Annotated in this window: 12 protein-coding genes; 7 read left to right on the top strand and 5 right to left on the bottom strand. The window is 76.1% G+C overall.

The annotated features are described in order from the left end of the window. Positions 1 to 45: 45 nt before the first annotated feature. Genes ACIBCA_RS20220 through ACIBCA_RS20230 form a run of 3 tightly spaced genes read left to right on the top strand, consistent with a single transcriptional unit; the run spans position 46 to position 6,605 of the window. Positions 46 to 1,845: an AMP-binding protein gene (locus ACIBCA_RS20220; protein WP_396284301.1), complete on the top strand. Its 1,800-nt coding sequence runs from the start codon at positions 46 to 48 to the stop codon at positions 1,843 to 1,845. Between the two features lie 57 nt (positions 1,846 to 1,902). Beyond that, on the top strand, positions 1,903 to 3,756 hold the full coding sequence (locus ACIBCA_RS20225; RefSeq protein ID WP_396284303.1) for an amino acid adenylation domain-containing protein: 1,854 nt from the start codon (positions 1,903 to 1,905) through the stop codon (positions 3,754 to 3,756). Then, positions 3,753 to 6,605: a condensation domain-containing protein gene (locus tag ACIBCA_RS20230; protein WP_396284304.1), complete on the top strand. Its 2,853-nt coding sequence runs from the start codon at positions 3,753 to 3,755 to the stop codon at positions 6,603 to 6,605. The genes ACIBCA_RS20225 and ACIBCA_RS20230 overlap by 4 nt, the downstream gene beginning before the upstream one ends. Positions 6,606 to 6,726: 121 nt before the next feature. Here the strand turns inward: ACIBCA_RS20230 and ACIBCA_RS20235 are convergent, their stop codons facing one another. From ACIBCA_RS20235 to ACIBCA_RS20245, 3 genes are all read right to left on the bottom strand, one after another. Beyond that, entirely contained in the window at positions 6,727 to 7,977 is a 1,251-nt protein-coding gene (locus ACIBCA_RS20235; RefSeq protein ID WP_396284305.1) for a VWA-like domain-containing protein, read from the bottom strand. Then, entirely contained in the window at positions 7,974 to 9,215 is a 1,242-nt protein-coding gene (locus ACIBCA_RS20240; protein WP_396284456.1) for an AAA family ATPase, read from the bottom strand. The genes ACIBCA_RS20235 and ACIBCA_RS20240 overlap by 4 nt, the downstream gene beginning before the upstream one ends. An 81-nt stretch (positions 9,216 to 9,296) precedes the next feature. Next, positions 9,297 to 10,634, bottom strand: coding sequence for a hypothetical protein (locus tag ACIBCA_RS20245; RefSeq protein ID WP_396284306.1), 1,338 nt, complete (start codon positions 10,632 to 10,634; stop codon positions 9,297 to 9,299). Between the two features lie 298 nt (positions 10,635 to 10,932). Between ACIBCA_RS20245 and ACIBCA_RS20250 the strand changes: the two genes are divergently transcribed. Both ACIBCA_RS20250 and ACIBCA_RS20255 read left to right on the top strand, forming a co-directional pair. Continuing rightward, positions 10,933 to 11,517 (top strand): DUF1772 domain-containing protein, encoded by a 585-nt coding sequence (locus ACIBCA_RS20250; RefSeq protein WP_396284307.1) that lies wholly within the window; start codon positions 10,933 to 10,935, stop codon positions 11,515 to 11,517. A gap of 252 nt (positions 11,518 to 11,769) precedes the next feature. Next, positions 11,770 to 12,456: a polysaccharide deacetylase family protein gene (locus ACIBCA_RS20255; RefSeq protein ID WP_396284308.1), complete on the top strand. Its 687-nt coding sequence runs from the start codon at positions 11,770 to 11,772 to the stop codon at positions 12,454 to 12,456. A gap of 9 nt (positions 12,457 to 12,465) precedes the next feature. On the opposite strand, the gene ACIBCA_RS20260 is transcribed toward ACIBCA_RS20255, so the two are convergent. After that, positions 12,466 to 12,960, bottom strand: coding sequence for a DUF1772 domain-containing protein (locus ACIBCA_RS20260; protein ID WP_396284309.1), 495 nt, complete (start codon positions 12,958 to 12,960; stop codon positions 12,466 to 12,468). A gap of 199 nt (positions 12,961 to 13,159) precedes the next feature. Between ACIBCA_RS20260 and ACIBCA_RS20265 the strand changes: the two genes are divergently transcribed. Next, the gene (locus tag ACIBCA_RS20265; RefSeq protein ID WP_396284310.1) at positions 13,160 to 14,179 is read left to right on the top strand and encodes an AraC family transcriptional regulator; all 1,020 of its coding nucleotides are present in this window, start codon (positions 13,160 to 13,162) and stop codon (positions 14,177 to 14,179) included. Positions 14,180 to 14,209: 30 nt separating this feature from the next. On the opposite strand, the gene ACIBCA_RS20270 is transcribed toward ACIBCA_RS20265, so the two are convergent. Next, on the bottom strand, positions 14,210 to 15,181 hold the full coding sequence (locus ACIBCA_RS20270; RefSeq protein WP_396284311.1) for a phosphotransferase family protein: 972 nt from the start codon (positions 15,179 to 15,181) through the stop codon (positions 14,210 to 14,212). Positions 15,182 to 15,302: 121 nt separating this feature from the next. Between ACIBCA_RS20270 and ACIBCA_RS20275 the strand changes: the two genes are divergently transcribed. After that, positions 15,303 to 16,298, top strand: coding sequence for a zinc-dependent alcohol dehydrogenase family protein (locus tag ACIBCA_RS20275; protein ID WP_396284312.1), 996 nt, complete (start codon positions 15,303 to 15,305; stop codon positions 16,296 to 16,298). Positions 16,299 to 16,331: the final 33 nt, after the last annotated feature.

The raw sequence follows: 16,331 nt of genomic DNA on the forward strand, positions 1-16,331 counted from the left end.
GATACGTCCGTCACGTCCGTCACGTCACGTTACCTGGAGACTCCGATGGAACCCCTGAGCAGCATCGGGTACGGCCGACCGCACCAGGACGGCGCGGTCCTCGACCTCTTCACCACCTGGGTGCACCGCACCCCCGACGCCCCCGCCCTGATCGACGGCGGGCGCACCTACGGCTACGCCGAACTCGACCGCCTCGCCGACACCGTGGCCGACGCCCTGCGCGGCAGGGTCGGCCCCGGCGACCTGCTCGGCGTCTGCCTCGGCCACTCGGCGGCCCTGGTGGCCGTCACCCTCGCCGCCGCCAAGCTCGGCGCCGTCCACCTGCCACTCGGCCCCCGCCCCGGCGAGCGCAGACTGCAGGCCGTCGCCGAACAGCTGCGCCCCGTCTGCCTCGTGGGCGAACCCGGCGTCCTGCCGGACGGCGGCGAGCGCCTGCCGCTGGGCCTGCAGGTGGGCCTGCCCGGCACCGTCCAGGCGTCCCTCACCCCCGGCGGCCAGGAGGCCGTGCCGCGCGGCACCCACTACGCCGTCCTCACCTCCGGCTCCACCGGCACCCCCAAGGCCGTCGCCGTCACCGAACCGGCCCTCGGCGCCCTCCTCCGGTGGTACCGAGGCCTGACCGGACTCGGCCCCGGCGAGCGGCACAGCCTGGTGATCGGCGTCGCCTTCGACCCGCACGTCATGGAACTGTGGGCCGGCCTCACCTCCGGCGCCGCCCTCGTCGTCGCCCCCGAGGCCGTCCGCTGGGACTCCGGCGCCCTCACCGACTGGTGGCGCGAGGCCGGGATCACCGTCGCCGTCCTGCCCACCCCGCTCGCCGAACCCGTCCTCGACCGGCCCTGGCCCCCGGGCCTCGCGCTGCGCCACCTCACCATCGGCGGAGACCGGCTGCGCCGCGCCCCCGGGCCTGACGTCACCGCCACCGTGCACAACGCCTACGGCCCCGCCGAGGCCACCGTCACCACCACCGTGCACACCATGGCCCCCGGCGCCGACCACGGCGAGGGCGCCCCACCGATCGGCCTGCCCGTCCCCGGCGCCGTCCTGCTCGTGACCGACGAGGACGGCGTGCCCGTGCCGCGCGGCGAGGCCGGCGAACTGCGCATCGGCGGCATCGGCCTGGCCGCCGGGTACCTCGACCCCGAACTCACCGCCCGCCGCTTCGTCGGCGTGCCCGACGGCGTCCTGGGCACCGACCGGGTCTACCGCAGCGGCGACCGGGTGGTCATGCGGCCCGACGGCGTGATCGAATTCCACGGGCGCCTCGACGACCAGGTGAAGGTCAGCGGCGTACGCCTCGAACCCGCCGAGGTCGAGGCCGCGTTCGAGCGCGACGACCGGGTGCGCCGCGCCGTCGTCGCCGCCGAACCGGCCGCCGCCGGGGGCGTGCGACTGCTCGCCTTCGTCCAGCCCGCCGCCGAGGGGGTCGAGCCCGCCGACCTGGTCGAGGCCGTACGGCCCTGGCTGCCCGAGCAGGCCGTGCCCTCGACCGTCCGGCTCGTCGAGCGGTACCCGCTGGACGCCAACGGCAAGGTCGACCGGGGCGCGCTGCTCGCGACCGTGGCGGCGGAGCCGGTGCCGGCGGAGTCCGTGTCGGAGGGAGAGACCCCGGTCGAACGGACCGTGCTCAAGCTCTGCCGCGAGCTGATCGGCCGCGCCGAACTCGGCCCCGAGGACAACTTCCTCGCGGCGGGCGGCAATTCGCTCGCCGCCGCCCGGCTCCTGGAGGCGCTGGAGAGCGAGTACGGCCTGCGGCTGCGGGCCTCGCTCCTGCTGCGCCAGCCCGACCTGCGCGCCGTCGCGCGGCTGGTCGAGGAACGGCTGGCACCCGCCGCCACCGCCTGACGACTTCGAGCAGGCGCCCCGGCCCGCGCGGCCGGGGCGCCCGGAAGGGAACCCCCGATGAGCGCCCTGCCCGCGCCCACCACCGTCCAGCCCGTGCACCCTGATCTCACCGTCCCTGTTCTCACCGTCCCCGAGCTGATCGCCCGCCACGCCGAGCGGACCCCGGACGCCCTCGCCCTCCTCGACGGCACCACCGCCGTCACCTACCGCGAACTCCACGAGTCCGCAGGCCGGTTGGCCGCCGTCCTCGCCGCCCGGGGCGTCGGCCCCGGCCACGCCGTCGGCCTGCTGTGCGCCCGAACCGCCCGCCTGGCCGTCGCCCAGCTCGCCGTCTGGCGCGCCGGCGGCCACGTCGTCCCGCTCGACCCGGCCTACCCGCGCCCGCGCCTCGCCGAGACGATCGAGGACGCCGGAGCGCGGCTCGTCCTCGGCGACAAGGCCCTGCTCGCCGAGACGGGCCTGCCCGCCGAGCGCACCCTCGTCCTCGGCGAGCACGACGGCGACTCCGCCTGGGGAGCCGCCCCCGACACGGCCCGCGCCGACGGGCTCGCCCTCGTCTTCCACACCTCCGGCTCCACCGGCCGGCCCAAGGGCGTCCTCGTCCCGCACAGCGCCGTCACCGACCTGGTCACCGCCCCCGACGCGCTCGCCCTTGGCCCCCGCGACCGGGTGCTGTGCCACTCCGCCCTCGGCTTCGACGCCACCACCTTCGAACTGTGGGCCCCGCTCGCCCACGGCGCCGCCGTCGCCGTCTCCTCCGCCGACCGGCCCACCGCCGAGGACCTGGTCCGTGACGTCGAACGGTACGGCGTCACCACCCTCTTCCTCACCACCGCCCTCTTCCACCACCTCGCCGCCCGGCAGTCCCGCGTCTTCGGCGTGCTGCGCACCCTCGCCGTCGGCGGGGAGGCCCTCTCGCCCGAGTACGCCGGCGCCGTGCTGCGGGCCTTCCCCTGGCTGGAGCTGTACAACGTCTACGGCCCCACCGAGGCCACCACCTTCACCTCCCTGCACCGCATCACCCCCGCCGACTGCACCGGCGAGGCGCCCGTCCCCATCGGCCGGCCCTTCGGCGGCGCCCGCGCCCTCGTCCTCGACGAGCGTCAGGAGCCCGTGGCCCCCGGGGAGAGCGGCGAACTGTGGATCGCCGGCGCCCGCGTCGCCCAGGGTTACCTCAACCGGCCCGAGCTCACCGCCGAACGCTTCCGCGACCTGCCCGGCGCCGGCCGCGCCTACCGCAGCGGCGACGTCGTGCGCCAACGGCCCGACGGCGCACTGGAGTTCCACGGCCGCACCGACGACCAGGTCAAGGTGCGCGGCTTCCGCATCGAGCCCGGCGAGGTCGAGCAGGCGCTGCTGCGCCACCCCGAGGTCGCGGAGGCCGCCGTGGTCGTCCGCCACCCCGGCGCGCCCGACGCCGCGCTCACCGCCTGCGTCGTCCTCGCCGAGGGCCACCGCCCCTCGGTCGCCACCCTGCGCGAGCGGCTCGCCGCCCAACTGCCCGCCCACCTGGTGCCCACCGCCTGGGCCGTGCTCGACGCACTGCCGCTCAACGGCAGCGGCAAGGTCGACCGCAAGGCGCTCGCTCACCCGGGCCCCGCCACGACGGCCGACCCCGTCGAGGCGGGCGCCACCGCCGGCCTCACCCCGATCCAGCAGGTCGTCGCCGACGCCTGGGCCCGCGCCCTCGGCCGGCCCGTCACCGACCCGGCCGCCGACTTCCTCACCGAAGGCGGCCACTCCCTGCTCGCCATGTGGATCGTCGACGACCTGCGCGAGGACCTCGGCGCCGAACTCTCCCTCGCCGACTTCCTCGGCCACCCCACCGTCGCCGCCCAGGCCGACCTGCTCGAACAGGCCCTGCGCGCCGCCCACGGCACCGACTCCGACGGGGAGGAGCCCGCCCGATGAGCATCGTCGACCAGAGCGACCTGCTGCGCCGCGCCCGCAGCCGCCCCGTCAGCCCCGCCGCGCCGCGCCCCGGGGGCGGTGACCTCGGCCCCGCTCCGCTCTCCCACGCCCAGCAGCGGATGTGGCTCATGGACCGCCTCGGGCAGGGCGGCGCCCTCTACAACGTGCCGCTCGCCACCCGGCTGCGCGGTCCCCTCGACTCCGGCGCCCTCGCCGTCGCGCTCACCGCCCTCACCGAGCGGCACGCCGCGCTGCGCACCCGCTACCCGCAGCGGGGCGAGGAGCCCTACCAGCAGGTCGACCCGGCGGCTCCGGTGGAGCTGGTGATCGAGGAGCTGGTGATCGAGGGGCTCTCGGCCGAGGGGCCGGTGATGGAGGGGCTTTCGGCCGAGGCGTTCGCGGCCCGGCTCGCGGAGGAGGCCGCCAGGCCCTTCGACCTGACGGCGGGACCGGTGCTGCGGGCGCTGCTGCTGCGACACGCGGCAGAGGACCACACACTGCTGCTGGCGATCCATCACATCGCCGTCGATGGCGGCTCGTTGCCCGTGCTCGCCGAGGACCTCGCCGCCCTCTACGCCGCCGCCCTCGACGGCTCCGCGCCCCAACTCCCGCCGTCCGCACCGCCGTACACCACCTACGCCCGGGAGGAGCGCGCCCGCGACGCCGAACTCACCGCCGCCGCCGACGCCCGCGCCCGCCAGCTGGCCGGCGCCCGCCCGCTCCCGCTGCTGCGGCCCGTCCCGCCCGGGGCGCGCGAACGCCGCGCCGCCCTGCACACCGCCCCGCTCGCCCCCGGCACCGTCGAGGGCCTGCGCCGCCTCGGCGCCCGGCACGGCGCCACGCTGTACGCCGTCCTCCTCGCCGCCGCCTTCGCCACCCTGCGCACCGCCACCGGCGAGGACGACCTCACCCTGGCCTGCGCCAGCGGCCACCGTGCCCGGCCCGCCCTGCGCCGCACCGTCGGCCTGGCCGTCAACACCCTGGCCGTCCGCGCCGACCTGGCGGGCGATCCCGCCTTCACCGAGGTCCTGAACCGGGCCAGGGCCGCCCTGCTGGACGCCCAGCAGCACCACGACGTGCCCTTCGACCTGGTCGTCGAGCGCCTCGGCACCGCCGCCCGGGGCGCCGACGGCACCCCGCTGCTGTCCGTCAGCTGCGACCTCGTCCAGGCCCCGGCCCCGCTCACCCTGCCCGGACTCGCCGCCGAGAGCGTCGAACTCGACCTGGGGCTAGCCAAGTTCGGGCTCGCGCTGCTGCTGGAGGACGGGCCGCAGCCGCGCTGCCTGCTCCAGCACGACCGGGACGCGCTGGACGAAGCCACGGCCGCCCGGCTGCTCGGCGGCTTCGCCGAGCTGCTGACCGCCGTGGCCGAGGACGGGGACCGGCGGTTGAGCGACCTGCCCGGCGAGCGCCTCGCCGCCTCCGGGCACCCGGTCGTCGAAGCCCTGCTCGCCGATCTGCGGGTGTCCGACGCGGCCGTGGCCGAGACCGGCGACGGGCCGCCCCTCGCCTACGCCGTGGTGCGCGGCCCCGTCGCGCCCAGCGGCACCGACCTGCGCGCAGCGCTGCGCGGGCGGATCTCCTCCGGCCAACTCCCGTACGCCGTCACCCTGATGGACCGCCTGCCGCGCCACCCGGACGGCAGCCTCGACCACGGACGCCTCCCCGGGGCGCGCCCGGCCGCCTCCGGCCCGATCGAGGAGGTCCGCACGGCCTTCGGCGAGCTGCTCGGCGCCACCCCGCCCGCCGACGGCGACTTCTTCGCCCTCGGCGGCCACTCCCTCGTCGCCGTCCAGCTCGCCGAGCGGCTGCGCACGGTCCTGGGCCTCCCGCTGACGGGCCTCGACATCCTCGAACAGCGCACCCCGCGCGCCCTCGCCGCCCTCCTCGCCGCCCGCGCCGAGGAACGCCGCGCCGCGGGGCCCCGCGCTGGTGGGTCCCGTGCTGGTGGGCCCCGTGCCGGTGGGTCGGCGCGTCGCACCGGCACCGTCCTGGTGACCGGCGCCACCGGCGGGGTCGGCGCCGCCGTCCTCCAGGAACTCATGGCCCAGGGCCGGCCCGTCCGCGCCCTGGTCCGCCCCGAGTCCGCCCACCTTCCCGCCCTGCACGGCGCCGACCTCGCCGAGGGCGACCTCGCCGACCCGGACAGCCTGCGCCGCGCCGTCGAGGGCGCGGACGCCGTGATCCACGCCGCCTGCACCTTCACCGACCACGACACCGACCGCGCCGCGATGCGTGCCCTCCTCGACGGCTGGAGCGGCCGGGGCCCGTTCGTCTTCGTCAGCAGCATCGACGCCTACGGCCGCCCGGACGCGACCGACGTCCCCGAGGGCGGGCCCGCCGGCGCGGGCGTCAGCCCGTACGGGCAGGCCAAACTGGACTGCGAGCGGCTGCTGTTCGAAGCCGCCGGTCGCGGCCCGGTCACCGCCGTGCGCGCGCCCATCGTCTGGGGCCCGCACCAGCGGCTGCGCGACCAGTTGCGCTGGGGCTCCACCGGCGCGCTCTACCAGGCCGCGCTGGCCGGCGAACCGATCATCCTCCCGGAGGTGCCCTCCCGCGCCGCCTGGGTGCACGCCGCCGCCCTCGCCCGCGCGCTCGCGGGCTGCGCCACGGCGGGACACCCCTCCGCCGGACGCGTCGTCAACGCGGTCGGCGGCCATGTCTCCTGGCAGGAGTTCACCGCCGAACTGGTCCGGCTGCTCGGCTCCACCAGCGCCGTCACCGCCGGCCCGGACGCCGACCCGGAGCTGCGCCGCCCCTGGCACTACCGTGCCGAAACCCTCGCCGGCCTCCTCCACCCGGAACCGGGTGAGGACTGGCGTGCCGTCCTGGCTGCCATGGTCGGCTGACCCGACCCTCTCCGGGCCCCTCCCGCCGCCCCGCTGTCTGGGCTGCGGGAGGGGCTGGGCCGCCACTATGCCTGTAGTGTCACTACGTCAGTAGTGGCACTACAGGCATAGTGCGAGGTGGTCACCCGATGGTGACCACCCGCGCCCAGTCCGGCGGCTGGTCCGGCCGGTAGTCCGGGTCCCACTCCCGCGCCCGCGCGGGCCGGGGGAAGAGGCCGACCACCGTCCGGCACGGCGGCGCCGCCGTCGGCCACGGCGTCTGCCCGTCCGTCAGCACGACCACGACGTCCGGCGCGGGCCGGGCCCGCAGGGCGGCCGCGAAGCCCGTCCGCAGGTCCGTGCCGCCGCCCCCGACGAGTTCGATGCCCTCGGCCCGGCACAACTGCTGCACGGCCTGCGCCGCCGCGTCGCAGGAGAGTACCGAGACCTGGTCCCGGCGGCCGCCCACCGCCTTGCCGATCGCCGCCACCTCCAGCAGGGCGCTGCCCAGCTCCGCGTCCGAGACCGACCCCGAGGTGTCCACCACCACCGCCACCCGCGGCGGGCGCCGCCGCAGGCTCGGCAGGACCACGCCGGGCAGCGAGGCCGAGCGGCGCGCCGGGCGGCCGTAGCTGTAGTCCTCGCCCGCGCCGCCCGAGGCCAGCGCGGAGCGCAGCGCGGCGCCGAGCACCTCGCGCCAGGGCTGCGGCGGGTGCAGGGCGTCCTCGGCCCAGCGGCGCCAGCCCTTCGGCGCGTCGCCGGGCCGGCCCCGGATGCCCTCGGCGACGCGGAAGCGCACGGCGTCCCGTTCCTGCGGGCTCAGGCCGTGGCCGCCGTCGGGGCCGAGCTCCCAGGGGCGGGCGAGCCCGTCGGCGCCGGCGCCGCAGTCCAGCCAGGCCACGTACGGGTCGTGCGGATTGACGTGCACGCTCCGGACGTAGTCCTCCATCAGCCGGCCCGCCGGCAGGTTCAGCAGGGCAGGTGCGACCGCGCCCTCGGGGGCGATCAGGCCGTCGCCGTACGCGTCGTCGTTGATCTCGCAGTCGGCGGCGATGTTGACCCGCAGCCGCCAGGCCGGGCCGTCCTCGCCGAGGCGCTTCGCCAGGCGGTCGCCGCGCCCGTGGTGGTCGCGCAGCAGGTGGGACACCTCGTGCACCCACACCGAGGCCAACTCCTCGACCGGGGTGCGGGCGACGAAGGCGGGGGAGGCGTAGCAGCGCCAGTACGGGTCGACGGCCATCGTCGGCACCCGGTGGGACTCGACCACGTGCAGCGCGAACAGGGCCGTCGCCAGGTACGGCCGGGCGCGGGTGGCGTGCAGCCGGGCCGCGTACAGCTTCTCGAGGTCCAGGCCGGGCGGGGCGGCGGCAGTGGTGGCAGTGGCGCCGCTCATCCGCGACCCTTCGCGGCGAGGGCGTCCGCCCGCCGGGAGATCGCGAGCGTCGGGGCCAGACGCTCGATCGACTCCGGCACCTCCCAGTCCTCCCGCCGCAGCGAGGCGAGCGTGGTCGCCGGGACGACCAGCAGGTCGGGCGCGCCCGTGCGCAGCGCCCCGGCCAGCAGCTCCCAGGCCGCGTCCCAGCGTTCCCGCTCCGGCCGCCGGCGTACGGCGGCCACCACCGCGTCCAGCACCACCTGCCGCAGGTCGCCGCGCTCGGGCAGGACGGCGGCGGAGGGGTCGGCGAGCAGGTCCTCCGGGTCGGGCAGGTCCATCCGGTCCAGGTACGCCATCAGCTCCAGCCCCGGGCCGTCCCCGACCGTGCCGCGGACCAGCAGCGACAGCACCTCCCGGGAGGAGCCCGCGGCGGTGGCGAAGGCCGTCAGCCGCAGCGTCATGTCCCAGCTGCGCGGGGAGGGCCAGGCCCCGCCGCGCCTGGTCTCGGTGCTGGGCAGCCGGTGCACCAGCTCCGGGCGGGCGGCCAGCAGCCCGCACACCGCCCGCCGGGCCAGTGCCACCGCCGGCTCCAGCGCCTGCGGGTCGAGCCGGGGCAGCGTCGCCACCGGCCACACGCCGCCGAGGCCCCGCACCACCACCTCGGGGTCGTGCGCCCACTGCAGGTGCACGAACCGGTTCGCCAGCGGCGGGCTCAGCTCCCACCCGTCGGCCGCCGAGGAACGCGGGTTGGCGGCGGCCACGATCCGTACGCCCGGCGGCAGTCGGAGCGCACCGATGCGCCGCTCCAGGACGAGCCGCAGCAGCGCGGCCTGGACGGCGGGCGGCGCGGTGGACAGCTCGTCCAGGAACAGCAGGCCCCGCCCGGCCCGGACCAGGCGCACCGCCCAGTCCGGTGGCGCCAGCGGGACGCCCTGCTGCGCCGGGTCGTCGCCGATGATCGGCAGTCCGGCGAAGTCGGAGGGCTCGTGGACGCTCGCGATCACCGTCGTCAGCGGCAACTCCAGGGCGGCGGCGAGCTGGTGGAGCGCGGCCGTCTTGCCGATGCCGGGCTCGCCCCAGAGCAGGACGGGCAGGTCGGCGGCGACGGCGAGGGTCAGCGCCTCCAGCTGGTCGTCGGGGCGCGGCTCGGTGCCGGTGTCACCGAGGAGACCGAGCAGCCGGGCGGCGACGTCGAGCGGGGCGGCCGGGGGAGTGGACGTGGATTCGGACGTGGATTCGGACGTGGACGTGGGCATGGGCATGCGTCATCACCTCGTGAAGTCGTGTCGAGTGAGAAGGCGTCGAGTGAGAACGTGTCGAGTGAGAAGGTGTCGGGCTCAGCGCCCGGTGGTCTCGCGCGGGTGGGACCGGTGGTTCTTCGGCCGGCGGCCGCGGTGGTACGCGGAGTCGCCCTGCGCGGTCAGGCCGTTGCGATAGAGCCCGTACGTGACGCGCCGCTCCGCGATCGCGTCCAACTCCGCCCGCAGCGGGCCCTCGGGTAGCCGTGCCCGCGCGCCGAGCAGGGCTTCGACCTGGGTGAGCGCCCCGGCGTGGTCGCCGTGGTGGAGCCGTTCGCGGATGTCGGTGAGCTCCGAGGGCCGCCGGTGCGCCTGTTCGACGGCCCGCAGGCAGGGCAGCGGGGTGCCGGAGAGCGCCGACAGCAGCCGCTCGCGCCGCAGTTGGGCCGGATCGTGGTCGAGCGGGGTGAGTGCCCCGTCGACGACGGCGATCCGGTGCACGGCCCCTCGGCAGTCCACCAGCCGCTGGGTGGGCGGGAGTTGCGGCCCGCCAGGCCCGCCAGGCCCGCCCGTCCCGGCCGAGGGATGCCCGGACGGCGCCAGCGCGGCGGCCACCAGCGGGTGCAGCAGATCGGCGCCGAGCACGCCGCAGCGCAGCAGGTCCAGATCCGGCGGCACCCAGGTCGCGGCCTCCGGCAGCAGCGGCAGCGCCTTCACGTCACCGGTGGCCTCGACCGGCCGGGCGTCGCCGTCCGGGTCGATCAGCAGCCGACGGTGCCCGCCGAGCCGCACCACGACCGGCCCGGCGGGCCTGCCCTCGGCACGCAGCAGCAGCGAAGCCTCGGCGGCCCAACGGTCCACGGCGGGGCGCAGGTTGACCGGGTCGGAGTCCGCCGCCGGCTCCCCGCGCCCGGCCCGCAGCGCCAGCTCCCCGCTGCGCCCGGCGTCCCACAGGTGCCGGTGCAGGTCGAGGCGGAAGCGCCGACTGGGGTGCGGATGCGGGTGCGGGGGCGCGCCGGACGGCGAGCCGTCCCAGAGCGCCAGGCTGATCCGCTGGCCGAACTCCGCCCAGGCGGGGGGAGTCCGGACGACGAGCGTGAGCGGCCGTTCGCCCGGGTAGCGGGCCAGCGGCACGGTCAGGCCCGCCCGCAGCAGCCCGTCCGGGGCCGTTCTGGGCAGGTGCCAGCGCAGCAGGTCCGGCGCCAGGCGGCGCAGGTCGTCCCGTACGCGGTGGGTGAGGTCCCGGCCGTGGACGCGTGCGACGTCCCGGAGCCGGAACTCCACGTCGACGCGGGCGGCGGAACACGCTCCGGCCCAGTCGCCGACGAGGCGGCGGGCGGTGGCGGTCTCGATCATCTCCGGCGGGACGGCGTAGTCGCGCACCCGGCGCCAGAGGGAGAGGTGGGAGGTGTGCCCGTCCAGGGCGGGAGTGCTCATCAGCACTCACCTTGCGTGGACGGGACCTCCGATCTGCGGAGGGCGTGAGTCTTCATCGCCGGGAGCATAACCACAACCACGGCGCGTCCGCCAGGCGGATTCCGGCTCTGGAGGCCCGCTGGAGAGGTGGTCGAAGCCGCTGGCTCGCGCGGTGGAGGCCGTGCTGTGGTGGTCGGCGGAGCCGCTGCGTCCGGGTGCGTCCTGCCCTGGCCGCCGCCGCCCAGGGGGCCTGCCGTTCAGGCCAGTTGACCGCAGGGCCCGCGCCCGACGCGGGCCGGGGAGAATCGAAGGACCGCCGATGACCTGGAACCAGAGTGCGACCCCGGGGTCGCACAGCACCGCACCGCCGCCGGCCGCCCTCGCAGCCGACACCGCCGCTTCGGGGAGTCGGGCCGCCGGTCCGGTGCTGGTGGGGGCGACGATCGCGATGGGGTTGATGGCGGGGCTGTTCTTCGCGTTCGACGTGTCGGTGATGCCGGGGCTGGCGGCGGGGGACGACCGGACGTACGTGACGGCGATGCAGCACATCAACAAGTCGATCGAGAACGGGGTGTTCTTCCTGGTCTTCACGGGCGCGTTCGTCGCCGCCGGCGTCGCGGTGTGGCTGCAGCACCGGGCCGGGCGGCGGCGGGTGGCGCTGTGGGCGGGGGTGGCGACGCTGCTGTACGCGGTGGCGCTGCTGGTCACCATGGGCGTGAACGTGCCGCTGAACAACGAGCTCGCGGCGGCCGGTGACCCGGCGCGGATCCACGATCTGGCCGCCGTGCGGGAGAAGTTCGCGGGCACCTGGGTGGCGACGAACATGCTGCGTACGGCGCTGTGCACGGCGGGCCTGGGCGCGCTCGCCCGGGCGCTGGTCCTGCACGGCCGCGCCACCCGCTGAACCACCCGCTGAGCCACTCGCTGAACCACCTGCTGAACCACTCGCTGAACCACCGTCGGGCCCCCGGTGCACGCCGGGGGCCCGCTGTTCCTTCAGCTCCCGCCAACTCCCGTTCTGATTGGCCGAATCAACGCCCAACCGACCCGCAGTCCCTCGCCGCGCGGCCCCCTCGGCGCGCACACTGGCCGTAGCCGGACATGCCCGGAAGGACCGGGAGGTGCCGGCAGTCACCGACCACAGGGGGGTTGGCCAATGGCCTTACGAATCGGCAGGCGCAGCGCGGCCGGCAGGTTCCGCACCGCGATCGGCGCACTCGTCGTCGCCCTGACCGCCGGTGCGGTCGTCGCCGTGCCCGCCGCCGAGGCGGACGCGGCGGGATCGAAGGTGGTCTACCTGACCTTCGACGACGGCCCGAGCACCGCCTACACGCCCAAGGTCCTGAACGTGCTGGCCCGTTACGGCGTGCGCGCGACCTTCTTCGAGGTCGGGCAGGAGGTCACCGCCCACCCCTCCGTCACCGGCCAGGTCGCCGAACAGGGCCACAGCGTGCAGAACCACTCCTGGTCCCACCCGGACCTCAGCCGGCTCTCCGCCTCCGCCGTCACCTCCCAGGTGTCCAGGACCGACCAGGCCATCCGCGCGCAGACCGGCCGCACCCCGTCCTGCCTGCGCCCGCCCTACGGGAGCCTCAACTCCACGGTGCGCTCGCGGGCGGCGGCCCTCGGCAAGCAGGTCGTGCTGTGGTCGGTGGACCCGCAGGACTGGGCCCGCCCCGGCACGGGCGCGATCGAGTCGCGGGTGCTGCGCAACGTCCGCCCCGGCTCGGTGATCCTGATGCACGACGGCGGCGGCAACCGCAGCCAGACCGTGGACGCGCTGCCGACGATCATCTCCACCCTCAAGGCACGCGGCTACACCTTCGGCGTCCTCTGCCGCTGAACTCCGCTCTCAGCCGCGCCCGTTCAGCACCAGCGCCCACACCAGGCAGGCCAGGGCGCCGGTGCTGAGCAGGGTGCGCAGCAGGTTGAAGCGCACCCACCGCGCCTCGAACCGGGCCCGCACCGCCGCCGGATCGGCGATCAGCGAGGGCTCGCCCGCGGCGGCGAGTGCGTCGTTGAGCGGGATGTTGACGGCCCGGGTCACGCCGATCACCGCGCCGTACAGGACGAGGGCGGCGGCGCTCGGCCCGAGCGCCCGGTGCCCCTCGGCGGGCAGGTGCAGGGCCACGGCCACGGCCGTGGTCAGCAGCGCGCCGACGAAGCCGAGGAAGAACCAGCCGTTCAGGATCGCGACGTTGATCCGCTGCATGACCTCGACGAACGTCCGGTCCCCCGCTCCGGCCAGGGCGGGCATCACCGAGCAGGAGTAGGCGTAGAACAGTCCGGCGGACAGGCCGCAGGTGACGGTGGCCGCCACCAGGGCGAGCGTGCGTGCCAGTTCCATGATCGGGTGCCCCCGGGTGGTCGCGCGGATCGGTTCGCGGTCGATCATCGGGCATCGGCGGCCACCGGGCCAGCCCCGCCGCTCAAGAGTCCCTCGAAATGACGGTCCGTCAACTGATGACAGGTCATCTGCTGTTGCCGCCGATCGCCCGCCGATTGGCCTCCGAACGGCCGTCGATCACCGCCGTTACACTGGGTCGATGGACACGCTGACCGGACTCCTCGACGGCCCCAAGGCCCGCGGCGCCTTCCTGCTGCGCTCGGTCCTGACCCCGCCGTGGGCCCTGCGGATCGAGGACGGGGCGCCCCTGTCGGTGGTCACGCCCGTGCGCGGCGACAGCTGGATCCTCCCCGAGCACGGCGCCCCGCTGCTGCTGCACCCCGGGGACGTGGCGATCGTGCGCGGCCCGCAGCCGTACACCGTCGCCGACGACCCGGCCACCCCGGTCGACGTGGTCGTCGGCCCCGGGCAGGTCTGCACCCGCGAGGGCGAGGACGTCTCCGCCTCCCTCTCGCTCGGCCTGCGCACCTGGGGCGACGGCAGCGAGGCCGACGAGCACGCCTCCGTCCTCCTGTCCGGCACCTACCAGGCCGAGCACGAGATCGGCCAGCGGCTGCTCGGCTTCCTGCCGACCCTGCTGGTCCGCCCGGCCGGCACCGGCGCGGACGACACCCTGGTGCGGCTGCTCGCCGCCGAACTCGGCCGCGACGAACCGGCGCAGGAACTCGTCCTCGACCGCATCCTCGACCTGCTGGTGGTCTCCGTCCTGCGCTCCTGGCTCGCCGACCCCGACTCCGGAGCCCCCGCCTGGTACCACGCCCAGCACGACCCGGTGGTCGGGCCCGTCCTGCGGCTGATGCACGACGACCCGGCCTCGGCCTGGACGGTCGCCGACCTGGCCCACCGGGTCGGCGTCTCCCGGGCGGGCCTCGCCCGGCGCTTCACCGCCCTGGTCGGCGAGCCGCCCATGGCCTACCTCGCGGGCTGGCGCCTGGCGCTGGCCGCCGACCTGCTGCGCGATCCGGACTGCACCATCGCCTCCGCCGCCCGCAAGGTCGGCTACAGCAACGCCTTCGCGCTCTCGGCCGCCTTCAAACGGGTGCGCGGCCTCAGCCCGCAGGAGCACCGCCGCCTGGCGGCCGCCGGGCAGGCCCCGGCCCGTCCGCCGGAGGCGGCCGCGGGGTCGTCCGTTCCGCGCACGGTGATCCTGGCGGGCTGAGCGGGGCTGAGCGGGGCTGAGCGGGTTGAGCTAGTTCCCGAAGCGGTCGAAGAGCGCCTGGAGGTAGTCCTCCAGCCGGCCGGCGAGCACGGCCGGCGTCAGGTCCTCGCGGCCGAGTTCGCGCCAGGGGACGGCGACCTTCTCGGCGTCCGGGGCGAAGGCGAGCGCGTCCAGGAGGCGCCAGTACAGGTGGTCGCCGGGCTCGGGGCTCAGCAGACCCCCGGCCTCGCGGTAGCGGTCGGCCAGGGACGTCCCGGCCTCCACGCCGTGCAGCAGCGCCAGTGCGGTGGAGCAGTGGGCGACGTCCAGGTCGGCCGGGCCCCAGGAGGTCTCGACCCAGTCGACGACCCCGCTGATCCGGGTCTCCGCGCCCGAGCCGGTGAACAGCACGTTGCCCGGGTGGAAGTCGCGGTGCAGGAAGCAGGCCCGGTGCGCGGGCGCCTCGCGGTCGATCGCGGCGATGGCCCGCGCCCACAGGTCGGGCCGCGCGGTGTGTTCGGGCACCGCCACGCGTTCGGGCGCCGTCCACGGCTGCCAGGCGCGGGGGCGCCGGTCCTCCGGGGGCGTCACGGCGTGCACGGTGGCCAACTGCCGTGCGAGCAGCTCGATCCGGTGTCCGATCTCAGGGCCATCGGCCAGCCGCAGGGTGCCCGGCAGCAGGGACATCACCAGCGAGGGGTGGTCGCAGTGCTCCGCCGTCGCGTCGACGCCGTACACCCGCGCGGCCGGGACGGGCCCGGGGGCGAGCAGGCGCAGGATGTCGGCCTCGCGGTTGAGCAGGCCCTCGGCGTGGCGCAGGTAGAACGGCTTGACGAAGGAGCGCAGCACCAGGGTGCGGCCCTCGCCGCCCTCGCTGTCCACGTCCAGGCGGCGCATCACCGAGGTCCACCCGCCCCGCAGTGTCCGTACGGTGCCTATCCGTTCGCCGGGCGCGAGCAGGCCCTCCACCCAGCGGCGCGTGGCGCCCCACTCCGGCGCGGTCTCCCCGTTGTTCTGGATCATGTGGGTCACCCTATGCCAGGGTATTTCGACGATCGTCGAAATTTGACAGAGTGCCGTGACGCGGGGTTGTGTGGTGCCCGATCGATCCGTCAGCAGCAGTCCGCAGCAGGGGAGTTGCGCCATGCCCAGGAGCGTCGTCTTCGCCACCGTCGGAGGACCGGAGGTCCTCACCGTCCGCCCCGCCGAACTCCCGGAGCCCGGGCCCGGTGAACTGCGGCTGCGCGTCGCGGCGATCGGACTCAACCGGGCGGAGGCGCTGTTCCGCGCCGGGCTCTACCTCGAGCAGCCGAAGCTTCCCTCCACCCTCGGGTACGAGGCGTCCGGCACCGTCGAGGCGGTCGGCGAGGGCGTCACGGGCTTCGCGCCCGGCGACCGGGTCGACGTCGTCCCCGCGTTCTCGCAGACCGACTACGGCACCTACGGCACCCACGTGCTCGTCCCGGCGAGCGCCGTCGTCCACCACCTCGCGGGACTCACCCCGGCCGAGGGCGCGGCCGTCTGGATGCCGTACCTCACGGCGTACGGCGCCCTCGCCGAGGACGGGCACCTGCGCCCGGGCGACTTCGTGCTGATCACGGCCGCGGCCTCCGGCGTCGGCCTCGCCGCCATCCGCACCGCGCGCCGCCTCGGGGCGGTCCCGATCGCCACGACGCGCACCGCCGCCAAGAGGCAGCGCCTGCTGGACGCCGGGGCCGCCCACGTCGTCGTCACCGGCGAGGAGGACCTCGTGGCCTCCGTCCTCGACGCCACCGGCGGCCGGGGTGTACGCACCGTCTTCGACCCCGTCGCCGGCCCCGGCGTCCTCGACCTCGCCCGCACCGTCACCCCCGGCGGCCGCCTCATCGTCTACGGCCGCCTCGACCCCACCGACACCCCGCTGCCCGGCCAGGACACCTTCGTCTCGGTGCTCAGCCGGTTCTACTCCATGCACGAGGTGACCCACGACGCCGAACGCCTCCGCCGCGCCCACGCCTTCGTGACGGCGGGGCTGGCCGACGGCAGCTTCGTACCGGTGATCGACCGCGTCTTCGAGGGCCTGGACACGGTGGTCGAAGCCCACCGCTACCTGGAGGCGGGCGCCCAGGTCGGCAAGATCGTCCTCACCGTGACGGACTGAGGCACCGCCTCCACCTTCGTGTCCCGGTCGGCT

The sequence above is a fragment of the Kitasatospora sp. NPDC051170 genome, from assembly GCF_044455705.1.
In the GTDB taxonomy this organism is placed as follows: domain Bacteria; phylum Actinomycetota; class Actinomycetes; order Streptomycetales; family Streptomycetaceae; genus Kitasatospora.

Bases quoted from the DNA above. Each gene is read 5' to 3' on its own strand.
- ACIBCA_RS20220 (WP_396284301.1), top strand. From the start codon at position 46: ATGGAACCCCTGAGCAGCATCGGGTACGGCCGACCGCACCAGGACGGC.
- ACIBCA_RS20225 (WP_396284303.1), top strand. From the start codon at position 1,903: ATGAGCGCCCTGCCCGCGCCCACCACCGTCCAGCCCGTGCACCCTGAT.
- ACIBCA_RS20230 (WP_396284304.1), top strand. From the start codon at position 3,753: ATGAGCATCGTCGACCAGAGCGACCTGCTGCGCCGCGCCCGCAGCCGC.
- ACIBCA_RS20235 (WP_396284305.1), bottom strand. From the start codon at position 7,977: ATGAGCGGCGCCACTGCCACCACTGCCGCCGCCCCGCCCGGCCTGGAC.
- ACIBCA_RS20240 (WP_396284456.1), bottom strand. From the start codon at position 9,215: ATGCCCACGTCCACGTCCGAATCCACGTCCGAATCCACGTCCACTCCC.
- ACIBCA_RS20245 (WP_396284306.1), bottom strand. From the start codon at position 10,634: ATGAGCACTCCCGCCCTGGACGGGCACACCTCCCACCTCTCCCTCTGG.
- ACIBCA_RS20250 (WP_396284307.1), top strand. From the start codon at position 10,933: ATGACCTGGAACCAGAGTGCGACCCCGGGGTCGCACAGCACCGCACCG.
- ACIBCA_RS20255 (WP_396284308.1), top strand. From the start codon at position 11,770: ATGGCCTTACGAATCGGCAGGCGCAGCGCGGCCGGCAGGTTCCGCACC.
- ACIBCA_RS20260 (WP_396284309.1), bottom strand. From the start codon at position 12,960: ATGGAACTGGCACGCACGCTCGCCCTGGTGGCGGCCACCGTCACCTGC.
- ACIBCA_RS20265 (WP_396284310.1), top strand. From the start codon at position 13,160: ATGGACACGCTGACCGGACTCCTCGACGGCCCCAAGGCCCGCGGCGCC.
- ACIBCA_RS20270 (WP_396284311.1), bottom strand. From the start codon at position 15,181: ATGATCCAGAACAACGGGGAGACCGCGCCGGAGTGGGGCGCCACGCGC.
- ACIBCA_RS20275 (WP_396284312.1), top strand. From the start codon at position 15,303: ATGCCCAGGAGCGTCGTCTTCGCCACCGTCGGAGGACCGGAGGTCCTC.